The organism is Trueperella pecoris (assembly GCF_014926385.1).
In the GTDB taxonomy this organism is placed as follows: Bacteria; Actinomycetota; Actinomycetes; order Actinomycetales; family Actinomycetaceae; genus Trueperella; species Trueperella pecoris.
Genome location: NZ_CP053291.1, coordinates 1,952,175 through 1,973,602, shown reverse-complemented (window position 1 = coordinate 1,973,602; position 21,428 = coordinate 1,952,175). Strand labels below are relative to the sequence as shown.

Genomic DNA, 21,428 nt, shown 5'->3' with positions numbered 1-21,428 from the left:
GCCACCAGGCACGGGCTACCTAGAAGAGTCGGTCCGCGGAGCGGGCGAGTTCGAAGCCGTGCCCGGAAGCCTCTGACCAGCAGGTCACCCCGTTCTGTTCGAGTGTGCAGGCGAAGCCGTTCATTGCTACGGCGGTGCCGTAATCGAGCACCTCGGGGGTTTCCACCGAGTATGTGCAGCCGGCTTCGACGGGGTCTTCTCGCCCGACGCTGTACGTGGCGGTTTTCCCTTCGCACTGCCCGGGCGAGGGGTAGGAATAGGTGTAGATGGAACATTCTGCATTGTCGGAATTAATGCGGCAGTGGATGTTCTTCGCCGGGGTGGTGAACGCGGCCGCCGAGATGGCGCCCTCGGGTGCGGGGCGTTGCAGGGTTGCGCTGGGGCTTGGTTCGGTGGTGGGCGAGCCCGACGTCGTGCCGGAACCGGCCTCTGTGCCCCCGGTTCCTCCCGTCCCGGCGGTCGAACTCCCGGCTTCTGCGGACCTGGCCGTGACGGACGGCCCTGGGCGTTCGGCCAGTCCGCGCCCGGAATTGATCATGTGTTGGAAGAAGAGGATGGAGACGACGAGGAAGAGCACGGCGGCGGAGCCGAGGAAGAAGTAGAGCGGCCGCCGATCGGGTTGGGCGTGGTGGTCCTGGCCGTGGACGTGGTTGGGTAGCCACTCGTTGCTCATTGGTCCTCCTCATGACGACGTAGCATCATCCTAAACGACTTGCCACCATGAAAGCTGGCAACTGACGTGCACAGATGTCCAAGCACCTATACTTGAGTCTAATAACCAACGAAGGGGACACGATGAACGAAATGGCAAGCGGACACGTTAATGAGGACGAGTTGGCGCGTGTCGAAAGTCTGTTGGGGCGTGTGCAGGCGATCTTTAAAGGGCGTGTAGTTGGCCAAGAAAAGTTGGGGACAGCGCTTGTGGTGTCGCTGATGGCACGCGGGCATGTGTTGCTTGAATCTGTACCGGGCCTGGCGAAAACGACGGCGGCGGTGACCCTAGCGGAGGCAGTTTCGGGCTCGTTTGCTCGTATCCAGTGCACCCCGGACCTGATGCCGAATGACATTGTGGGCACACAGATCTACTCCTATGAGACGGGTGCTTTTTCGACCCAACTGGGCCCGGTCCACAACAACATGGTGTTGCTTGATGAGATCAACCGCAGTTCGGCTAAGACTCAGTCGGCGATGCTTGAGGCGATGCAGGAGCGCCAGACTTCGATTGGCGGAACGATCTTCCCGCTGCCGGACCCATTTATGGTGATGGCGACGCAGAACCCCATCGAGGAGGAGGGAACCTACGTGTTGCCCGAGGCTCAGATGGATCGTTTCTTGCTTAAGGAAGTGTTGACCTACCCAGAGCCGGCTGAGGAACTGGAAATTTTGACCAAGAGCGTTGAGGGCAGTTTTGGTCGGCCACATGGTGTGGAGCCGATTAGCACTGACGACGTGCGTTACCTGCAGCACATCGCCTCGCGAGTATATGTGGATGAGTCGATCAAGAAGTTCATTGTGGACATAATTAACACGACGCGTGGTCGTGGCCCGCGCCCGGTACCGGAACTTTCACACTATCTGAGAGTGGGCTCATCGCCGCGTGGAGGGCTGGCCCTCATGCAGGTTGGGCAGGCCTTGGCGCTGCAGTCCGGCAGAAATTACGTTACCCCGCAAGACATCACCGCTTTGCGTCATGAGGTTCTTCGCCATCGTCTTGTGCGAACTTATGAGGCGCTAGCCAGTAACGTGAGTACCGAATCGATGATCGACGCCGTATTCCAAGCTGTTCCCACGCCATGAGAATGCACAAACAGCGCTCGGCGGCAACGAGATCCGCGCTTGTCCGCGCGAAGGTCTCTTTGCCGGTGATTCGTCCCGCGTCGGGAGCCTTTGAAGGGCGCCATGCCTCGTTGCTGACAGGGCATGGGCACGATTTTGTTGACCTGGTCGATTACACGTATGGGGCGGATGTGGCTGACATTGATTGGAAGTCCTCGGCTCGGGCCGGCCATCCGATCATTCGCCGTTTCGAGCGCGAGACGGACATGTTTACCCAGTTGGTGGTTGACACTGGGCATGAGATGCAGGCTGCTGCGCCTTCTGGCGAGACGAAGAGCGAGATCGCGATGTTTGCCGCGGATATCATGGGATATCTTGCGATCCAACGCGGTGATCGACTTGCGGTAGCTTATGGTGATTCGGCTGGTCTGACTCGTATTCCGGCTCGCCACGGTAACTCCCATCTTGATTTTGCTTTAGATTCGGTACAGGAACGCATCGAGGACTCGGATGGTAATTCGCAAGTGTCGGGCATGCTCGAGGAACTCTTGCGGATGGCTCAGCCTCGCGCACTGCTCATGGTTATTACGGATGAGTATTGGCCTGATTTGCCTGATGGCAAGACGGTTCGACGTGTGCGTACCCGGCACGAAATGATCGTTTTGAGGGTGGCGGATATGTCAGTGGCCGCTAGTGGGGTTGAGCGTATGGTGGACGGGGATACCGGGTCGATCATTCCGGCTTTTTTGCGTGACGACCCAGTGTTACGTCATGATCTGGCTGAAGAACGACGCCGTGCCCACCAGTTCGCGTCGGACCTGCTGCGCTCCAACGGGATTCGCCACGCTACGGTGGAGTCCGTGGCGCAGGTGCCTCAGGCAATTGTGCAGCTTCTTCGGAGGTCCCATGCTTGACCAACTCATCGCACCTTCGTCCGTACCTTCGCTATGGTGGCTCATTTTTGGGTTGTGTCTAGTAGTGATGGTCACCGGCGTCGTTTTTGGTTTATGGCTGAAGGACTATACGCCGAAGCTGAAGGTATCGCCCGTGAAGGTGACAGACCAGGAACGGTGGGTGGCCCGCATTGATGATATCGTCGCTCGACACGTGGCAGCCGGAGTGGGACCCGGCGACCAGGCGCGTGCATTACACCTCGAACTGGCGACGGAATTACGCGCCATCTTGGGGGAGAGATCACAAACTGATGTTTCGTCGTGGCAGGTGGGACGGCTCGCCCAGGTAGAGGAGTTCCGCGAGGTTGCTGAGTTGATTGCTTCGTGGGAAGTTCCGTCCTTTGCCCCGCAGGCTCGGGCCGATATCTTGGCGGCCCGCGAGCGAGCCGTGAAGGTGGTGCTGGCATGGTAAATCCTGTTCTCGGAATCGTCTTGGGGATTGTGCTCGCGTTTGCGGGCGTCGCGGGCTGGTTCAGGTATCGCGTTTCGGGCGGCGCGGGTGTCAAAGTGGCCCATACGCGTGAAGCTCTTCGGCATCCGCGCGTTCGCAAACGACTGGCCATTTTGCGTGTCGTGATGGCCGCTGTCATCGCCTTGGGTGTGTTTGGCGGCGCGGCGAGTGCGTATGTGGCGGCGAGACCGGCTGGCTCACACAACGTCGAGAGCAAACTTTCTACGCGTGACATTATGCTTTGCCTGGATGTTTCCGGCTCGGTCATTGACTACGACGCCGAGGTTCTGCGCCATTTTGCCAAACTTGTAGAAAATTTTGAAGGCGAGCGTGTGGGAATGTCCGTGTTTAATTCCGGGTCGCGCATTGTTTTTCCGTTGACTAATGATTATGGGCTTATCAAAGAACAGCTCGACGACGCCGTGGCCGCAATGACGGCGAAAGACATCGCAGGGTTGACTCGACTCTTGGCCGGAACCGGTGCCGGGCTGGCCTATGGTTCCTCTCTTATCGGTGACGGTTTGGTGTCTTGCTTAAATTCTTTTGACTTGGCTGATCAGCACAGGGCTAGATCAGTCATTTTTGCCACGGACAACCAGCTGGCCGGTAGCCCGGTCTTCACGCTGAGCGAGGCTATTAAACGCGCGGTGCGTGCTGAGGTTACAATCCATGGGATATACGTGCCAGGTACAGCCTCACCGGAGACGAACGACGAGATGCGTTCGCTGCTCACAAACCACGGCATGCACTATTACTCCTTCAAAGACGTTGATTCTGCATCAAAGATCGTCTCCGCGATCCAGGCCCAAGATGCCGCGGATCTCGTGACGCCAGGCGATTCGGTCATCGTCGACGAACCAGGACACTGGCCTGCCTATATGGCTGTCGCTCTCCTCCTGCTTATCGGCCTCGCGTGGAGGTTCAAGCTGTGAGTTTCCAATTCATTCTCCCGCCCGCCGCCCTAGCCGCCGTCGCAGGGCTGGGGCTTGTTGGCATCGTCATGGGCTTGCGGGCAAACCGTGGGCAATGGGTTGCTTGGCTACGCCGCGCAATCATGCTTGCGATGGTACTCCTGATGGGTCTTGCCCCTGCCGTAGCGGTCCAAACGCGTGTCCTAGAATCGAATGTGGCGGTCTATTTCGTGGTAGACGCTACGGGATCGATGGCGGCCCAGGATTATGACGGAAACCGGCAAAGGCTGGAGGGGGTGAAGGCTGACGCGCTCGCGATCCTCGATGCCTTACCCAATGCTCATTATTCGGTGGTGGAGTATAGCTCCAGTGCCAGCCAGCAGCTTCCGCTGACGACCGACAAATCCGCGGTTCGCGCATGGATCGACGTTTACGACAGGGAACTGACCGATTTTTCGGCAGGATCCTCGGTCAACCGCCCGGTGGCGGAAGTTAGCCGTATTCTGCAACAGTTGCGTGCCCGTCAAGCCAACAAATTCGAACCCGTCGTTATTTTGATGACTGACGGTGAGAGCACTGACGCGTCGGCATCAAAGCGCGGCGAAGAGCCTGATTTTTCGCAATGGAAGGAGCTGGTGAGCGGCGGTGTCGTACTCGGCTACGGGACTGAGTCGGGTGGGCCGATGCTGCGCCGCGAAGCCTACGTCTCCAGCTCGGAATACATTAAGGCTCCAAATGGGCAAATAGCCATATCGAAGGCCGATCCGAAATCACTACAGGCTATCGCCGACCAAATTGGACTGCCCTACGTTCATCGGTCGGGGCCAGCGGGCATCAGCGAGATCGTCAAACAGATTCAAAAGGGCATGAGCGTTAGCTCCGATAAGGAAGATTCGCTTTACAGCCCAATCATCTGGCCTTTCGCCGTTGTCTTAGTGCTTCTCATGGGGTGGGAACTGTTTGATCTCATGCCCCGACTGCGTATGGTGGGATCAATGCGAGCCAAACCCGCCGGCCCGTCTGGAGAAAGGCGGAGACCATGAAGAGGGTTGTCCTTGCCATATGCGCGGTGCTGACAGCGCTGGCAATGGTTGGTGCTATCGTATCTGGCAGCGTCATTTACAGCTTGATGACAGGTCACTCTCGCTATGCTGAGCAATCTTTTGCCGCTTCTGCACAAGCCTACGATGTCGCTCGCCACACCATGCCAGACGGCTTTGGCCGATGGTCCGCCTACCTCGGTGCGGGCACCGCAGAAGTGCGTGCTGGTGCGCTCAATTCCGCCATCAATAAGCTCTCTGCTGCACTCGACCTCGTTGTAAAAGATACCGACGCCGACCTGCCCCACGGCGTCGTCCATGACGAGGACTACACTGACGAATGCAAAGTCCGCATCAACCTTTCAATTGCCCACGCACTGGATGGAGAACGGCTCAGCCAAGCCGGACGTGCTAAGGACGCCCAACGGGCCTACGACCAGGCGGCGACGACGGTGCAAACCTGCGCCGACCAGGGCGAGAAAGCCAAAGAATTGTTCGAACAGGCCACGGAGAAAGCTGAAAAGGAAGGGAGCAAAGCACGGTCTCAGGAGAAGGCCAAAGAAACCCCCCAAGGAGAAAAGCAACAGGACACGGGCAAAGAACCTGGCGACGAACTTAAAGATGAGGAGTTGAGAAAACGGGCTAAGGAAGTGGAGCAACAGCGCCGTGTCCTGCAAGAGCTCGAAAAGGACTTTGGCAGTACGAACGGAGAAAACTGGTGATTTTTGACCTAGGAAATCAACAAGGTAAACGCCCGGCCGTTATCGTTCCCGTGACGGGCACGACCCCGCAGGTTATCCTCGCCCAAGCGATAGAATGCGAGCAGGCCGGCGCCGACGTCGTCGAATTCCGCCTCGATTACCTGCTCGCCGCCCATCCAGGGATGGATATCGATTCGACAGGGCGTGAGCTCCTGCGTGAGCTTTTCACTCAACTTTCCGTACCCGTCCTTATTACGGTACGTACCCGGGAGCAGGGCGGCGAAGTCGAAATGACACCATTTCGATACCGTGTTTTGCTCGCCACGCTACTCGATATCCTGATGCAGGAGGGTTTTTCGGCAGAACGCGTCGGCATCGACGTCGAATTCCAATTGGATGCGACCCCGGATCTGGTTGCCCGCGCTGTGCAGCTGGGCTACACCCCCGTCATCTCCCATCATGACTGGGTAGAGACTCCCGATAATGAGGTCCTCTACGTCATGATCGAGGACATGTTGGCGGTGGGGAACGCTGTTCCTAAGCTGGCTGTGATGGCGCGTAGCGAGGAAGACACGATGCGCCTTCTGCAGATGACGAAGATGATCGCTGACGCAAGTGGGCGAGCGATCGTGACTATCGCCATGGGGAACGCGGGTATTCGGTCTCGACTCGAGGGCTGGAAGTATGGGTCGGTGGCTACCTTTGCCACAGCTAATGGTTCCACCGCTCCTGGGCAGCCTACGATCGGGCACCTATTTGAGGCGTTGGGAGATGCGCGAGCCAAGGCTAGACTAGCTGAAGAAGAGGCGGCGGCCGCGAGCGAGGCTTCCGCGGACGACTAGGCCGCTCGGGGCGAGATCGGAAGCCGCCGGACGCCTAGGAGTGCGGATCCGCTGGCTCGTAGGGCAGGCCCGATCCCTTGCCGCGCTTGCGGGCGTTGTTCCAGGTAATGGCCTTGTAGGCGAGCAGTGCGAAGCCCCCGATCACGACGACGATCGCGAGTCCCGCCAGGATCGGCACAAAGATTGCGGCAAGAGATAGGCCCACCGATGTGGTGTCCTCCGCCGTCGACATCACGGCCGCCCCCGTGCCGAGCGTTCCGGCGTTGACCGCGGGGCGGGCGGTCGCCTTGAGTGCGTGCATGATGAACGCGATGATCACGCCGGCCCCGATCGCGACCCATGTCTTGGGCTCTGAGAACACCGAGCCGGAGGAGACCGTGGAGGTTCTGCCGTAGGCGTCGAGGCCCGAGGCAAAGACGAGGCCGCCTGAGGCCGGGCGGATCGCCGTCTGGATGACGTCGTTGACCGTGTCCACCACCGGGATCTTGTCGGCAATAAACTCGACGGCCAGCAGCAGCGCCACGACCGTGAGGAGGACGGGGTCTGCCAGCCACTGCCAGCCCGAGGGGAGCGTGACGGCGTCGGTGAAGCGCGCGAGCAGGCCGAAAATGAGGAGCGGGATGTAGGCGTTGAGGCCGGCGGCTCCGGCGAGGCCCGTTGCTGAGAGAAGGTCCATGGCCGCATTCTTTCACTCTCGCGACGCCGTCACCATGCCGTGCCGTCGAATCGCTTCTGGTCCTCGCTCTACGAGGCTGGCTTGATGTCGCGGCGTGTGGATGCTTCCGCCGGCCTCGCCCCGTAGACGAGGCGGAGATGATCACGCGGGGAATGGGGGTGACAAACCTCGTGAACCGTGCGACCGACGGGTTTCCCCGCAAACCAAAGTAGTTTACAATTCAACTATGAAGGCTTTTGGACTTTTAAGTTTCGGTCACCATGCTCTGCCCGGGCAACAGGGGATGGACGCCCGCCAGACTCTCCAGGCACAACTCGAGATCGCGAGGGCTGCCGACGAGATCGGGGTTAATGGTGCCTATATTCGCGTCCATCACTTTGCGCCTCAAGGTGCGGCGCCCATGCCCATGCTCGCCGCGATGATTGGTGCAACCAAGCGCATTGAGGTGGGAACCGGCGTGATCGACATGCGCTACGAAAACCCGTACTACCTGGCCGAGGAGGCGGGCGCGCTCGACCTGCTGGCGGACGGGCGAGTGGCGCTCGGCGTCTCGCGCGGGTCGCCCGAGCCGGCCAACAAGGGCTGGGAGGCGTTTGGATACACGGGCGAGGCCCCCAATGGTGCCGACATAGCGCGCAAAAAGTTTGAGCTGTTCATGGCCGCGATTCGCGGATACGCAGTGGCCGAAGCTGCCCCGCTTGAGCAGCAGTACCCGCGCATGTATCAGCCTGGTACTCCGTTGCCGATCTTTCCCCACTCGCCCGACCTTGACAAGCGGGTCTGGTGGGGTGCGGGTACCCATGCCAGTGCCGAGCAGGCGGCTCGCGATGGGGTCAATCTCATGTCATCAACACTTGTCTCGGAAGCCGATGGGCGAACACTGGGTGAGCTTCAGGCGGAACAGATCGTTAGGTATCGTCAGGCGTGGGTAGACGCCGGACATGATTGGGTGCCGCGCGTGTCTGTGTCGCGCTCGATTTTCCCGATCCTCTCCGATGAGGATCGGCGTCAGTACGGCCTGCTCGCCTCGGGGGAGGATCAGATCGGCATGATTGAACCGGGCGTGCAGACAACCTTCGGCCGGACTTACGCCGCCGAGCCTGACGTTCTTATTGACCAGCTCAAGGCCGATCCCGCCATCGCCGCAGCTGACACCTTGATGATCACGATTCCCAACCAGCTCGGAGTGGACGCGAACGTGCGGATCTTGAGCAACTTCGCCGAGCATGTGGCCCCGGCCCTCGGGTGGATCTCGAATACCGAGGGCCCCGTTGAAGGCTATCCGCTCGACCGCGAACTGTGAGGTTGTGTGCCGGGCCGGGCAATGTTGTGAATTTAATGAGAATCATTCGCAGTATGTGTATGTTGGTCGGTGTCCTTCTCGCATGAGTTATGGTCGGCCCGGAAGCAACCGCTTCCGGGCCCATCGTGATCTTTGGGAACATGTCGGTTGAGCCCCTCCGTTCGAAGGCTGGGTTCCTTCGATGTAGAGATGTGGGCCGATCTTTGTATATGCGAAGATCGGTCCAAAAGCGACAGCGAAGGATGTGGTAAGAGGTGGGTTGGTTAGCATTGGAGTCGGCATTGCCCAAGATATCTGAGGTGTCGGTGGGTCGCTACAACCTCCAGCTGCAGGATGCTCAGCCCGTCACCTTCCCGCACCATTAAGCTGATGGCCGCTGTAGTAACCTGCGGCAGGTTACTACAGCGGCCATCAGCTTAGTCGGGTTTTGGCGGACCCCAGGCCGCCGAAACCCGCGGGCTTACTTCGCGGTCTTAGTTGCCTGCGGGGCGCCCTCGACCTTGGTGATCTTGCCCTTGAGCTTGCCCTCGAGGGCGGTCAGGTCGGCTTCCTCGCCCGCGATGTACCAGTTGTCGCCAACGAGTGCGGTGAAGGATTCGCCGGCGGCCTCAGCCTTGTGCATGTAGGCGGAACGCGAGCCCTTGTTCGGGAAGACGCCGAAGAAGTCCTTCTCCGAGCAGGTGCCCTGGTTCCAGTCGCCCGGGGTCCAGGATACGCACTTGTAGCCGGCTTTGGTGGCGGCAGCCTTCAGCTCGTCAACGGATTTGTACTCGCCGCGCAGGCTGGTGTCGGCGGTCTTGGTGGCCTCGGTGCCCTTGGCATCGGTCGAATCCGAGCAGCCTGCGAGTGCGAGGGTAGCGATTGCTAGTGCAGCGAAAAACTTAGTCTTCATAGTTCCCAAACAACGATCGTGTGTGGCTACGGGTCGAGAAGCGACCAGTTCGCCCTGAATGCGCATGCAACTTTACTACCTGCATGAAGGACTCTTCTAAGCTCTCGGTGGCATAGTGCCTGACCTCACCGACGCCAGCTCACCGACGACGGGCGTTCCACCCAGCGCGCAAAGAAATGTCCCGGGCGGCGTCGTGAAATAAAATGGGGTCCATGACACATAACTTTTCAATGCCATATAACCGACTCGGCTCTGCGGGCCTGCAAGTGTCCCAATTCAGCTTCGGCTCATGGGTGACTTTTGGTGGCCAAGTGGACACGGGCCTTGCGAAGGAGCAGCTGCAGGTGGCTGCGGAGGCGGGTGTGAACTTCTTCGACAATGCCGAAGTCTACGCGGGTGGCAAGTCTGAACAGATGATGGGGGAAGCGATTCGTGAGTTGGGGTGGAAGCGTCACGAATATGTGATTTCCTCCAAGTTCTATTGGGGCATCAACGGCGACATGCCCAATATGAAGAACACACTGAACCGCAAGTACCTCATGCAGGCGATTGATGGGTCGCTTGAACGGCTCGGCCTCGACTTTGTCGACCTCGCATACTGCCATCGCCCGGACCCGAACACGCCCATCGAGGAGACGGTGTATGCGATGAGCGACATCGTGGAGTCGGGCAAGGCGCTCTACTGGGGAACCTCCGAATGGAACGCGGAAGAAATCCGCGCGGCCTGGGATATTGCTGATAAGCGCAACCTGCGTAAGCCGGTCATGGAACAGCCGCAGTACAATCTTCTTCACCGTGAGAAGGTGGAAAAGGAGTTTGCCCGTCTCTACGAGGATCTTGGCTTGGGTCTAACGACGTGGTCGCCGCTCGCGGGTGGCGTCCTGACGGGCAAGTACCTCGAGGGGACGCCGGACGGCTCGCGCGCCACGCTCAAGGGTCACGACTACCTGGTCAAGGCCGCCGAAGAGAGCCGTGACAAGGTGGCCCAACTCGCCGCCATCGCCTCCGACCTGGGCGTGACGACCGGCCAGCTCGCCCTCGGATGGGTGGCCGCCAACCCGCACGTGTCCACGGTGATCCTCGGCGCCTCCTCGGTTGACCAGCTCAACGAAAACCTCGGGGCGCTCGGCGCGCTCAAGGCTCTTGAAGACGCCGACCTCAAGGCCACGATCGACGACATCTTCGCCTAGCCGGTACTTTCGCCTAGCGTGGGCGGCCCGCCGGGCAGAGCGCCGGAACGCCCGCGCCTGGCAGACCGCCCGTGTACGTCGTACCCCGGCCGGCGCCGCGCTTTCTCCCGCCGTGGCGTCGGTTGCATGGCGCCGCGTGCCATGGGATAGGTTAGTTGCCATGCCCGGACTTCTCATCGTCAACCTTGGCTCGCCGGAGTCGCCTGCGCCCGAGCACGTGCGAACCTTCCTGCGCGACTTCCTGTCCGACCCTGATGTCGTCGACTTCCCGCGGGCCCTGTGGTTGCCAATCCTCCACGGAATCGTGTTACGCGTGCGCCCGGCCAAGTCCGGGGCGCTCTACGAGAAGGTGTGGACGGAGGAGGGCTCGCCGCTCGTCGTCTACACGCGCCGCCAACGTGACCTCCTCGCGCAAGCCCTACCCGGCTGGGACGTCCGCTATGCCATGACCTACACGCGCCCGTCGATTGCCGCCCAGCTCGACGCCTTCGCCGACGCCGGCACCACCGACATCCGCGTCCTTCCCCTGTTCCCACATTGGGCGCCCTCCTCCACGGGCTCCATCGTCAAGCAGATTCGTCAATGGGAGGAGAGTAGGGTTCACGACGCCGTCCGGCCGCGTTTGCGCGTGATCGGCGCGTGGCCTACCCAGCCGGACTTCATCGGCTGGCACGCGGAGAGGCTCGCGGAGGCACTGGCGGGGGCTGAGGACGCCGTCGTCGTGCTGTCTTATCACGGCGTGCCGAACCGGGAGGTCCACAGGCCGCAGGGCTACCGGGCCGAATGCGAGGCGACCACGGACGCCATCGCGCGGGCGTTGCGCGAGCACGGCGTGGATTGCCCGGTCTATTCGACGTTCCAATCGAAGTTTGGCCCGGGCGCGTGGCTCCAACCCGCCACCATCGACACCATGTCGGAGCTGCCTGGCCGTGGCGTGCGCTCCGTCGTCCTCGCCACTCCCGGATTCGTAGCCGATTGCATCGAGACGCTTGACGAACTCGACGTGCTCAACCGCGAGGCGTTCGAGCGGGCGGGAGGCGAGCAGTTTTACCGAGTGCCGCCGATCAACGACCACCCCGTTTTTGCCAGGATCGTGGCTGATCTCATCCGAAACAGTTAAATCCTCCAACTAAAGTATGAGGCGCCTAACTTGGATCTTGGCCGGTTACGACGATAATAAATATGCACAAAAGGCCGACGAGTTCGGCGAAACAATTAAGGGAGAATACATGACGTCGGCTGATCACAACACCGCCATCGCGCCAGAAGCCGCAGGCGCCCAACGCCGTGTTCGTTCAATCGCACCGACTGCGATCGCGCCGTTGCCGGATCGGATCCGTGCTTGGCTCGTCCACATCTTCACCATGTCGGGAATGGCTTTCGCCGCGCTGGCGACTCTGGCCCTGATAAACCAGGACATCGCGTGGATGTGGCTGTGGCTGGGGATCGCCCTCATCGTCGACGGCGTGGACGGTTTCTTCGCCCGCAAGTACCGCGTGAAGGAGGTTCTGCCCTGGTTCGACGGCGGCATCCTCGACATCGCCATCGACTACATTACGTGGACCTTCATTCCCGCGATCTTCATGTATACCCAGCTCGATATGGGGCCGAAGCCGCTTGCCGGCATTCTGACGGTGCTTGTGTTGACGTCGTCGACACTGTGCTATGCGAACGAAAACTGGAAGTCGGTCGACTACTACTTCTACGGCTTCCCGGCCGCGTGGAACATCGTGGCCGTCATCTTGTATGTGCTCCAGACGGGGCCGTACGCCAACGTCTTCTGGGTGGCGCTCTTTATCGCGCTGACCATCGTGCCCTTCTACTGGACCCACCCGTTCCGCGTGAAGCGCTTCATGGCGATCAACCTCGCCTCCATCTTCGTGTGGATCGCGGCCACGGGGGCGCTGGTGGCGATCTTCCCCCAGCAGCCCCTGTGGCTCCTCATCGTCTTCGTCGTTTCTGGCGGCTGGTTCCTGATGACCGGCCTCGTGCGTACGCTCACCGGGCCGGATCGGCCCAGGCGGCGGTTGCGCCGCAAACGCACGATGTAAGAAAGGGCCCGGTGATCCGGGCCCTTTCAGTTGCGGCTGGCGCACGACTGGCACACTGCGGCCGGCGCTACATCTGCGACTGGCGTAGGCCATCGGCCACCGCGTGGTCACGCAGGTAGTTGATGCCCTCGTAGACGACCGCGCCGGCAATCATCAGCAACACCACCGCGTTCACCTTCCATGAGTAGCCCTGGCCATGCGTCCAGAAATAGAAATAGGGGGCTATGAAGGTCACAATCGTGACGACGAGTCCGGTGAACCTCACCCAGGTGCGATGGGCGGTAATGAAAGCCACCAGCCCCCATGTGTACGGGATCGCGGTCACGATGTCCATCGCCCACAAGAACGCCACACTCCCGTGGAAACTGTGGACGAACGTGACGGGTAGTGCGCGCAGGCTCGAATAGACGAAGACGACGACGTAGGCCCAGAACTTCGGGCTAAAAAGCGAGCGGTATGCGCGGCTGGACGGCAGGACGGGCGCTCCCATCTCGCGCAAGGATCGGTAATTGTGCGAGCTAATCTTCGACGAGTCAGCGCTGGTAAAGGCCATCGCCACGAAGTCGCGCTGCTCGGGCGTGCCGGTGGCCCACGAGCGCAGCCATGCCGACGGGCTCAAGCCCACGATGACGTGGGGCTCGCTTAGTTCGCCGAGGTAACGCTCCTCGACCTGCGAGGGTAGGCGCCCCTCGCGAACGACCGAGAGCTCCTCGGGCAGGAAGTGTTCGCTGAGCTCGTGCACCAGCAACTCGCCGGGTTCGACGCCGGCACCGATGGCCGTATTGACGCCGAAGAACTGTTGGAGTGCGGCGACGTGGGAGACCGGGACGAGCCCCACCGTCAAATGCTGACGAGTTGTGATGAGGGTGCGCAGATCGGTGGCCAGGGTCTCCGTCAGGGGACCGGATAGGCGATCCAGTGGGGACAGCGTAGGGTCCTGGCCCTCCGGCGTCGTCAGGAAGGAGCTAATGCGGAACGCCGCCAAGCTAATGGAGACGGAACGGGCGGAGAGGTTTCCCAGTCGGTCGATCCCGGACACGCGCTTGACCTGCACCGGATTTACTGGCGCTTCGCGCAGGAGGGGATAGCTGAGCACGGAGTGGCGTGTCAACAGCTCGGGGGTGTCTTCGGCGCCGGTCAGCGCTGTAGGCATATCGAACCTCGATCCTCTATTCGTCATTGCCAGGTTTTTCGGCGACTGTCTCCCGGTGGCTATCGTAGAACAGTGAGCGCTTAACAAATTCCTCATTCAGGAGGTCGGCGCCGTCTTTTTCCACCAGCGTAGGCACTCCGGAGAATAGGTTGGTGCCCAGGCCGAGCCGTTCGCCGTCGATCTTGGCGCCGATTGCGGCCAAGATGGTGGGATAGAAGTCGAAAGTCGCGTACTGGCGGTTCTTCGTGATCGACGCCGGCAGGTCAGTTCCTTGTACCGGGTTGAGGATGACGTTGACGACCGTGCGGTTATAGCTCTTGTCCCAGTTGGCAAAGAATTCGCGGTCCATGGAGCGGTGATCGCCGGTGACGACGATCGTGGTGTCCTTGGCCCAGGGCTGGTCCAGCATCCACTCCACGAGCTTGACCGTCTGGGCCTGGGAGTAGTGAATAACGTTCTCATATTGCTGTTCGAAGAGCATTTCCGTGTTCGGTGAGACGAGGCCTCCAGGGAAATGCGTGTCCGCGTTTTCAAGGATGAAATAGAAGGGCTTGTCGGATGTGCCGCGTTGCGTGAGCACGTCCTTGGCATATTCGTAGAGCTTGTCGTCCTCCACGCCCCACCACACATGGTAATCCTGGGGAATGCGGCCCTCGTCCTTAAACGACTGAAGGTCGTGGACGGTGAAGTTGCCGTGGCGGCGGTAGTAGTCGCCCAAGCCGGCCCATGTCGAGTCGGAGCCGAGCATGAAGTCCGTCGTGTAGCCGGCGGCGTGGAGGTAGTCGCCGGTGGTGAGGAAGTTGGGGTAGGACATGAGCGTGCCGTTGCCGTCGCCCGGCGCCAGCATCGGAACGCCGGCGTTCATCGCCACCATCGCCGCCACTGAGTGGCCCATAGCGGTCAGCTGTTGCGGGCCGCCCATTTTGTTGGTGTGTGAGAAGGAGACGCCCTTCGTGGTGAGTTCGGCCAGCTCGGGCATGACGTTGTAGTCGTTGTAGCCGCCCAGGTCCTTGGAGTAGAAGGAGTTTTCGATCGACTCCATGTAGATGTGGACGAGGTTGCGCTTCTTCTCCGGCAGCTGCACGGATGTTTCGGTGGGCAGGGTGATGTTGTCGCCGATGTAGGCTGACGTCTCGAACCGCTGCTTGAGGATATCGTTCAGCGGCAGCACCTGAAACGCATAGGTCACCGAGCCGGCGAGCGTGGCGAGCATGGTCAGTAGTGCGACGCCGCGCACGTGCCTGAATCTGCGCGACGCCGGCAGGGTCAGTTGTGCCTGAGGCTCGGCCGGCGCGACGGCGTCGTGTCTGCGGAAGAAAAGATCGGAACGGATCAGGCCAGCGCACGCGCCCACCAGCGCAAACCACACCACCGGCGCAACCATGTGATTGCTGAATTCCAGCGCGCGCTCTGGGGTGGTCGAGCCGTGGCCTTGGAAAAGGACGAAGAGGATCTCGTCGGCGGTGACTTCGTCCAAGGAATCCGAGATCTTCTTCGGAATGAAGAAGAACAGGGCGATGAGCCCGCCGGTCACGGCGCCAAGGATGACCGGGAAGACCTGCCACACGCGCCAATGGCTAGAAGCCGGGGCGAGGACGTAGCGGTAGGCGAGCGCCATCAGTGCCAGCGTCACGAGCCCGGCGGCCAGCGTCAGGCCGGCGTATGCCGCCACGAAGCGAAGCGGATGGTCAACCCCGTAGACGAAGACGCCCCCGCCGTAAGTCAGCACGAAGAAGGCAATCGCATGAATAACGATGCCACTGGCCATTCCGCGTACAAAAGCCGACCCGTTGCGGCCAAAGATCGCCAAAGCGATCAACCCGAGGGCCAATATAGACAACGCTTGAACGGTAACAATCACAAGGGTTAATCGTAGCTAGTGAGTGCACAATGCAGGAATTTTGTGGTGGCATCCACGCCGACCTGCTAGAACTTGTTGTCCTGGTTCACGTCGGGCGTCTCGGCAATAGTTTCTCGGTGCGTGTCATAGAATGGGGAACGCTTGGCAAATTCCTTATTTAGACGCGCGGCCCCGTCTTTTTCCACCAGCGTAGGCACTCCGGAGAATAGGTTGGTGCCCAGGCCGAGCCGTTCGCCGTCGATCTTGGCGCCGATTGCGGCCAAGATCGTGGGGTAAAAATCGAACGGGGCATATTGGCGGTTGTTGGTGATCGATGCCGGCAGGTCGGTTCCCTGCACCGGGTTGAGGATGACGTTGACGACCGTGCGGTTGTAGCTCTTGTCCCAGTTTTCGAAGAACTTCTTGTCCATCGACCGGTGATCGCCCGTGATGACGATCGTGGTGTCCTTGGCCCAGGGCTGGTCCAGCATCCATTCGACGAGCTTGACCGTCTGGGCCTGAGAATAGTGGATGACGTTTTCGTACTGTGTGGAGAAAGGTGCCTCTTTCATATTGGGTGACAGGTAGCCATCCGGCCAATGTGTATCGGCGTTTTCAAGGATGAAATAGAAGGGCTTGTCGGATGTGCCACGTTGAGTGAGCACGTCCTTGGCATATTCGTAGAGCTTGTCATCCTCCACGCCCCACCATACGTGGTAGTCCTGGGGGATTCGTCCGTCCTTTTTGAAAGATGGCAGGTCATGGACGGTGAAGTTGCCGTGTCGGCGGTAATAGTCACCCACTCCTGCCCACGCCGACCGCGAGCCGAGCATGAAGTCCGTAGCGTAGCCGGCTCCATGCAGGTAGTCGCCGATGGAAAGGAAATCGGGGAAGGACATTTCCTTTCCGTTCGGCGCTCCGGCAGCCAACATCGGCACCCCAGCCCACATAGAAACCATCGCTGCCACCGAGTGTCCGGTCGCGTAAAGCTGCTGTGGGCCGCCCATTTTGTCGGTGTGTGAGAAGGAGACACCTTTTTTGGTTAGTTCGGCCAGCTCGGGCATGACGTTGTAGTCGTTGTAACCGCCGAGTTCTTTAGAATAGAAGGAATTTTCGATCGACTCCATGTAGATGTGAACAAGGTTGCGTTTCTTTTCTGGGAGCGTGACTGCGTTTTCTGTTGGCACAACGATGTTGTCCGCAATGTATGACGATGTCTCGAACCGCTGCTTGAGGATGTCCGTCAAGGGCAGCACCTGAAACGCATAGGTCACTGAGCCGGCGAGCGTGGCGAGCATGGCCAGTAGTGCTACGCCGCGCACGTACCTGAATCTGCGCGACGCCGGTGGGGCCAGTTGAGCCTGAGGCTCGGCCGGGACAGCCACGGCGCGAGGCTCGGCCGGCGCGACGGCGTCGTGCCTGCGGAAGAAGAGATCAGAACGGATCAGGCCAACGCACGCGCCCACCAGCGCAAACCACACCACCGGCGAGACCATGTAATTGGCGAACTCCAGTGCGCGCTCGGGGGTAGTTTCGCCGTTGCCTTGGCTGAGGATGAACAGGATCTGGTCGGCGGTGACGTTATCGACCGAGGCGATGATGGTCCGCGGCACGAAAATACACAAGGCAATCAGCGCACCGACGAGAGCGCCCGCGAGGATTGGCACAAGCTGGCGAACGCGCCACGCGGTGCCCTTGTGGATGAAGCGGGTGCGGAAAGCGAGCACCAAGCCCCACAAGAACACGCCACCAAGCGCCAACGCGCCAACCGCGTAGAGGACAAAGAAAGCGGGCGCGGGCCTGGTGCCGTACACGAACGTGCCGACAGCGAAGGTGGCGAGGAGAGTGAGGGCAGCGTTAGCGATTACGCCTGCCGTCAGACCACGCGCGAACGACCTCCCCGTCAGGCCAAACATGCCGACGGCGACGGCGACCAGGACGCACACAACCAATAACTGAAGAGCGATCACCAGATAAGCATAGTGCGCGGGCGGGAGGGTGTCGCGCGCCGGGTTGTGGCGCGGGCCGGGTTGTAGCGGGGCGCCGGGCTGTGGCGGGCGTCGGGCCAGCTGCTTTCCGAACCAAAATCGGGTGACAGCCTCGGCAAACGTCGCCGTGATGTGTGGCGAGGTCAATGGCAACGGGGCGTTGGCGCTCGAAAACGGCGAAGTCGCCGCGGTCCCGGGACCGGTGGGAGGAACAGTGGACATCCAGGTAGGGGCGCAAACCATCCATATCGCTGTACCTGACGAGGACATCCGCGCCGGCGCTCGCGGATCCGCCGAGGATTGCGCGGCGAACGGTGTGTATGTTGGGGCGCGGTCGTTCGCCGTCGGCCATCCGTGGGGCGAAACCGAGTTCTATCGCCACGGCTCGAACTCATGGTCCTCCACGCGCTGGTGGCACCTGGGCAAAAAGCCGTGGCGCGTGTGGGACAACCCGGATCGAAATCGCCGGCGAGATCGAACCCGCGCGAGAACTCGGATACGAGACGCTCGAGATCGACGACGGCTGGGAAGAACGCGTCGGCGATTGGCGGCCCAACAAAAAGTTCCCCCACGGCATCGCGACCCTCGCTTCCCGCATGCATGACGTCGGGCTAAAGACCGGGCTTTGGCTCGCGCCGTTTATCGCCCTGTCGGGCACTACGGTGATCGAACGCCACCCCGAACTTTTTCTTCACGGCCCGCCCGATGCCGGAAATCTCCTGTCCGTTGGTCACAACTGGGGCGAGCACTTTTACGCGCTCGATCTCTCCCGGCCCGTAGCCCACGACTGGCTGGCTGAGACCATCAGTGAAATCGCAGACTGGGGCATCGACATGTTCAAGCTGGACTTCATTTATGCGGCCGCCATCGAGGCCGAACGCGCCGAGAAGATGAGTCGGGAAGAAGCCTACCGGGCGGGCCTGCGAACGATTCGTGAGGCGGTTGGGCCAGATGTCTACCTCCTCGGATCGGGGGCGGTGGTTAACGCGTCAATTGGCTTACTCAACGGCATTCGCGTCGGTCCGGATACCGCGCCCTATTGGTATAACACCGAGCGGAAGGGCGACCCCACCGGACCGTCCGTCCTCAACGCGTTGCGCTCCTCGCTCTCGCGGACCTGGCTCAAGCCACTGCTCGATTGTATCCCGGACGTTGCGTACTTCCGCACCCGGGGATCACTGCTCTCGCCCGAGATCAACGCGCTGACGGCGGACGCCGCGTTGGCCTGCGAATTTACCCAAAGCTCCGATCCGGCCTCGTGGCTCAGTGCGCGCGAGGCCGCCCAGGTGCGGCAGTGGACGGAGGCGGCGTGTTCCGCGCCGCGTGTGCAACAAACTGGGCGATACTCATACTCGATTAGGGATCGCGGTGTGGACTTTTCGCCCTATTTCAACCCCGTCGGGTGGGTCTCGGACCGGCTGCTCGTCAAATAGCCGGGGGTGACCGCCAAATCCTGTGAGTATTTGGATTTTGGTGAACGCACCTGGCGATTTGGACCAAAATCTCACAGGATTTGGCAGGTGAGGGGAGTAGCCGGCCGGCTGACAGGCCACCGCGGCCCGCGCCCGGCGCGTTATGATTGAGTATGGAGTTTTTGGATGTTGTGAGATCGCGAGTAAGTGTTCGCGCCTACCTCGACAAGCCGGTTGAGCCCGATGTTCTGGCGTCGGTATTGGATGATGCTCGGCATTGCCCGTCGTGGTCCAACTCGCGGGGATACCTCCTTGCGCTGGCGGAGGGTGAGCGTTTGGCGCGCCTCAAGAAGGCCTACGTGGAGGCGTGGACCCGGTCGTTGTCGGGCGAGTTTCCGCCGACCGATTTCAACACTCGCATGCGCTATCCCGGCGAGTTGCGTGATCGCCAGGTTGCCAACGGCAAGCGCTATTACTCACACCTAGGAGTTGCCCGAGGTGACCGCGAGGCCCAGAATGCCTGGCAGCGGCGTAACCTTGAGTTTTTCGACGCTCCGGTTGTTGGTTTTATTTTTGTCCATCGTCAGATGCTGCCTTTTTCGGCCCAGGATGCGGGAATCTTGCTTCAGACTCTCATGCTGTCGGCCACGGCTCACGGCCTGGGGACGGTTGGCCTGGGCACTCTGACGACCTGGCGCCATCCGGTGGATACCGAGTTTGAGATTCCGGAAGAATACGCCCTGATCACGGGCTTCGCGTTGGGTTACCCGGATCCCGACGCGCACATTAATTCCTTCCGTGCTGAGCATCCGCAGATTCCGCTGGCCCGTCCGCTTGTTGCAGAACCGGGTGACGCGTGAGGGCTGTTCACGCTGATATTACGACTCTCCCTGTCGACGCTGTCGTCAACGCCGCGAACTCTTCCCTCCTCGGCGGCGGGGGTGTGGATGGCGCGATTCATCGAGCGGCTGGCCCCGAGCTTCTTGAGGCGTGCCGCGAGATTCGCCGCGTCGATTATCCTTCCGGCTTGCCCGTCGGGGAGGCGGTGATCACGCCGGGGTTCCACCTTCCCGCAGCTCACGTGATTCACACGGTGGGACCGAATTGGCATCGGGGGCAGAAGGATCCGCCCCTCTTGGCCAAGGCGTTTCGTTCTTGCGCAGAATTAGCGACGCGGCAGGGTCTGACGACGCTTGCCTACCCTGCGATTTCGGCTGGCGTTTATGGTTGGGACATGGCGGAGGTCGCCCGGATCGCGACGGCCGAGCTTGCCGGCTTTCCTCACCTCGAGGTCACTTTCGCGCTGACGAGTGACGCCGTCCGCCAGCTGTGGGCCGATCACATACGGCTTGTGGACAGTGGTTGAGCTGCCGGCCGTCGTTTTCGCGTGGGAACCAGGTTCGCGCCTACCAAGCGCGCAAAGAAATCGTGGCGCTTCGGCGGCTCGTCTTGCCGATGCGCAACGTTGCAAACTCGATGTGGCGTATCCAGCCCGATCGTTCCGCCGAACTCGAGGCGAATTTCAATGATCTCAACGAACACGTGCTGCGGGTAAGCGAGTGGAGGAAGTCTCTGCGTGACATGGTCTCGACCTTGTTCGAGACTCATTTGTCTTTACAGGACCAACGGTTGAACACCACCATGCGCAAGCTGGCCGGCTGGGCCGCCGTCATTTCTATCCCCACCATGGTGACGGGCTTCTTCGGCATGAATGTGCCCTATTGGGGGTTTGGCCGGCCCGCCGGAGTCGGGGCCGCGATGTTCTTTTTCGTGGTGCCGGCTTTAACCGTCTACTTGGTGATGCGCCGCCTGAAATGGCTTTAGTATCGCTGACCGATTGGATTAGCTTCGCTGACCGGTTGGAGGGGTCTGCCGAGAGTTTGGCTGACCGTTTCCATCCTGCTGTTAAATGCCGGTGCTTCCGACAAAGAAGGGCGTGAAATTGCCAAGGCGTGCCGTCCGGTGCTGTGTGCCTGCGTGCAACGGTGGTGAAGCTTGGCGTTCTGAACTGCATAAACGTGGATATTTTGACGTTTATTTTGATACAAAGCGCCCAGCCTGGGTGCAGTCGAGGAGTGGGTGGGTGCATTTCGGTGCCGGGTGGGTGCATCGCGGGTGCATCCAGCGGGAATGTGATCATATTTCACAAAGGTTAGTGGTGAAGAATGTGTCGACACCATCGACATAAGTGGAAAACGTGTCGAAATATAGCGCTTATTTCGACACGTTATAGGGGTGTGGTTATACTG

At 60.5% G+C, this 21,428-nt stretch carries 21 protein-coding genes; 15 read left to right on the top strand and 6 right to left on the bottom strand.

The genetic code is table 11. The features are described 5' to 3' along the window. Window positions 1–19: 19 nt before the first annotated feature. Window positions 20–673, bottom strand: coding sequence for a hypothetical protein (locus HLG82_RS09075; RefSeq protein ID WP_193326513.1), 654 nt, complete (start codon window positions 671–673; stop codon window positions 20–22). Between the two features lie 122 nt (window positions 674–795). Between HLG82_RS09075 and HLG82_RS09070 the strand changes: the two genes are divergently transcribed. The 7 genes from HLG82_RS09070 (at window position 796) to HLG82_RS09040 (ending at window position 6,674) form a co-directional block, all read left to right on the top strand. After that, window positions 796–1,797 (top strand): AAA family ATPase, encoded by a 1,002-nt coding sequence (locus HLG82_RS09070; protein WP_369408116.1) that lies wholly within the window; start codon window positions 796–798, stop codon window positions 1,795–1,797. A gap of 2 nt (window positions 1,798–1,799) precedes the next feature. Beyond that, window positions 1,800–2,690 carry a DUF58 domain-containing protein gene (locus HLG82_RS09065; RefSeq protein WP_193326511.1) on the top strand — a complete coding sequence of 297 codons (891 nt, stop codon included), beginning with the start codon at window positions 1,800–1,802 and terminating at the stop codon, window positions 2,688–2,690. After that, the gene (locus tag HLG82_RS09060; protein ID WP_193326510.1) at window positions 2,683–3,141 is read left to right on the top strand and encodes a hypothetical protein; all 459 of its coding nucleotides are present in this window, start codon (window positions 2,683–2,685) and stop codon (window positions 3,139–3,141) included. Before HLG82_RS09065 ends, HLG82_RS09060 begins: the two co-directional genes overlap by 8 nt. Next, a complete protein-coding gene (locus HLG82_RS09055) occupies window positions 3,135–4,112 on the top strand; it encodes a vWA domain-containing protein (protein WP_193326509.1) in 978 nt (325 codons plus the stop codon). Before HLG82_RS09060 ends, HLG82_RS09055 begins: the two co-directional genes overlap by 7 nt. Before the next feature lie 194 nt (window positions 4,113–4,306). Beyond that, window positions 4,307–5,134: a vWA domain-containing protein gene (locus HLG82_RS09050; RefSeq protein ID WP_193326508.1), complete on the top strand. Its 828-nt coding sequence runs from the start codon at window positions 4,307–4,309 to the stop codon at window positions 5,132–5,134. After that, window positions 5,131–5,853: a hypothetical protein gene (locus HLG82_RS09045; RefSeq protein ID WP_193326507.1), complete on the top strand. Its 723-nt coding sequence runs from the start codon at window positions 5,131–5,133 to the stop codon at window positions 5,851–5,853. The genes HLG82_RS09050 and HLG82_RS09045 overlap by 4 nt, the downstream gene beginning before the upstream one ends. Further along, window positions 5,850–6,674, top strand: coding sequence for a type I 3-dehydroquinate dehydratase (locus HLG82_RS09040; protein WP_193326506.1), 825 nt, complete (start codon window positions 5,850–5,852; stop codon window positions 6,672–6,674). The genes HLG82_RS09045 and HLG82_RS09040 overlap by 4 nt, the downstream gene beginning before the upstream one ends. Window positions 6,675–6,708: 34 nt before the next feature. Here HLG82_RS09040 and HLG82_RS09035 read toward each other — a convergent pair whose 3' ends face one another. After that, window positions 6,709–7,350 (bottom strand): DUF4126 domain-containing protein, encoded by a 642-nt coding sequence (locus tag HLG82_RS09035; RefSeq protein WP_193326505.1) that lies wholly within the window; start codon window positions 7,348–7,350, stop codon window positions 6,709–6,711. A 226-nt stretch (window positions 7,351–7,576) separates the two neighbouring features. Between HLG82_RS09035 and HLG82_RS09030 the strand changes: the two genes are divergently transcribed. Continuing rightward, on the top strand, window positions 7,577–8,653 hold the full coding sequence (locus HLG82_RS09030) for an LLM class flavin-dependent oxidoreductase (protein WP_193326504.1): 1,077 nt from the start codon (window positions 7,577–7,579) through the stop codon (window positions 8,651–8,653). A gap of 460 nt (window positions 8,654–9,113) precedes the next feature. Here the strand turns inward: HLG82_RS09030 and HLG82_RS09025 are convergent, their stop codons facing one another. After that, on the bottom strand, window positions 9,114–9,545 hold the full coding sequence (locus tag HLG82_RS09025) for a hypothetical protein (protein ID WP_193326503.1): 432 nt from the start codon (window positions 9,543–9,545) through the stop codon (window positions 9,114–9,116). 212 nt (window positions 9,546–9,757) lie between these two features. Here HLG82_RS09025 and HLG82_RS09020 point away from each other — a divergent pair, with 212 nt between their 5' ends. The 3 genes from HLG82_RS09020 to HLG82_RS09010 all read left to right on the top strand — a co-directional run bounded on the left by HLG82_RS09020 (window position 9,758) and on the right by HLG82_RS09010 (window position 12,786). After that, entirely contained in the window at window positions 9,758–10,735 is a 978-nt protein-coding gene (locus HLG82_RS09020; RefSeq protein WP_255313885.1) for an aldo/keto reductase, read from the top strand. Between the two features lie 160 nt (window positions 10,736–10,895). Next, window positions 10,896–11,855 (top strand): ferrochelatase, encoded by a 960-nt coding sequence (hemH, locus tag HLG82_RS09015; protein ID WP_193326502.1) that lies wholly within the window; start codon window positions 10,896–10,898, stop codon window positions 11,853–11,855. 16 nt (window positions 11,856–11,871) lie between these two features. Continuing rightward, the gene (locus HLG82_RS09010; protein WP_369408115.1) at window positions 11,872–12,786 is read left to right on the top strand and encodes a CDP-alcohol phosphatidyltransferase family protein; all 915 of its coding nucleotides are present in this window, start codon (window positions 11,872–11,874) and stop codon (window positions 12,784–12,786) included. A 67-nt stretch (window positions 12,787–12,853) separates the two neighbouring features. Here the strand turns inward: HLG82_RS09010 and HLG82_RS09005 are convergent, their stop codons facing one another. The 3 genes from HLG82_RS09005 to HLG82_RS08995 form a co-directional block, all read right to left on the bottom strand. Next, window positions 12,854–13,939, bottom strand: coding sequence for a phage holin family protein (locus tag HLG82_RS09005; RefSeq protein ID WP_193326501.1), 1,086 nt, complete (start codon window positions 13,937–13,939; stop codon window positions 12,854–12,856). Window positions 13,940–13,955: 16 nt separating this feature from the next. Further along, the gene (locus HLG82_RS09000) at window positions 13,956–15,779 is read right to left on the bottom strand and encodes an LTA synthase family protein (RefSeq protein WP_255313884.1); all 1,824 of its coding nucleotides are present in this window, start codon (window positions 15,777–15,779) and stop codon (window positions 13,956–13,958) included. A gap of 86 nt (window positions 15,780–15,865) precedes the next feature. Beyond that, window positions 15,866–17,989: an LTA synthase family protein gene (locus tag HLG82_RS08995; RefSeq protein ID WP_255313883.1), complete on the bottom strand. Its 2,124-nt coding sequence runs from the start codon at window positions 17,987–17,989 to the stop codon at window positions 15,866–15,868. Window positions 17,990–18,087: 98 nt separating this feature from the next. Here HLG82_RS08995 and HLG82_RS08990 point away from each other — a divergent pair, with 98 nt between their 5' ends. The 4 genes from HLG82_RS08990 to HLG82_RS08975 all read left to right on the top strand — a co-directional run bounded on the left by HLG82_RS08990 (window position 18,088) and on the right by HLG82_RS08975 (window position 21,003). Next, window positions 18,088–19,200 (top strand): glycoside hydrolase family 36 protein, encoded by a 1,113-nt coding sequence (locus HLG82_RS08990; RefSeq protein ID WP_193326499.1) that lies wholly within the window; start codon window positions 18,088–18,090, stop codon window positions 19,198–19,200. Between the two features lie 152 nt (window positions 19,201–19,352). Continuing rightward, window positions 19,353–20,039 (top strand): nitroreductase, encoded by a 687-nt coding sequence (locus HLG82_RS08985; RefSeq protein WP_193326498.1) that lies wholly within the window; start codon window positions 19,353–19,355, stop codon window positions 20,037–20,039. Then, a complete protein-coding gene (locus HLG82_RS08980) occupies window positions 20,036–20,545 on the top strand; it encodes a macro domain-containing protein (RefSeq protein WP_193326497.1) in 510 nt (169 codons plus the stop codon). Before HLG82_RS08985 ends, HLG82_RS08980 begins: the two co-directional genes overlap by 4 nt. Further along, complete coding sequence (locus HLG82_RS08975; RefSeq protein WP_193326496.1) at window positions 20,509–21,003, top strand: CorA family divalent cation transporter; 495 nt, start codon at window positions 20,509–20,511, stop codon at window positions 21,001–21,003. The genes HLG82_RS08980 and HLG82_RS08975 overlap by 37 nt, the downstream gene beginning before the upstream one ends. Window positions 21,004–21,428 lie beyond the last annotated feature (425 nt).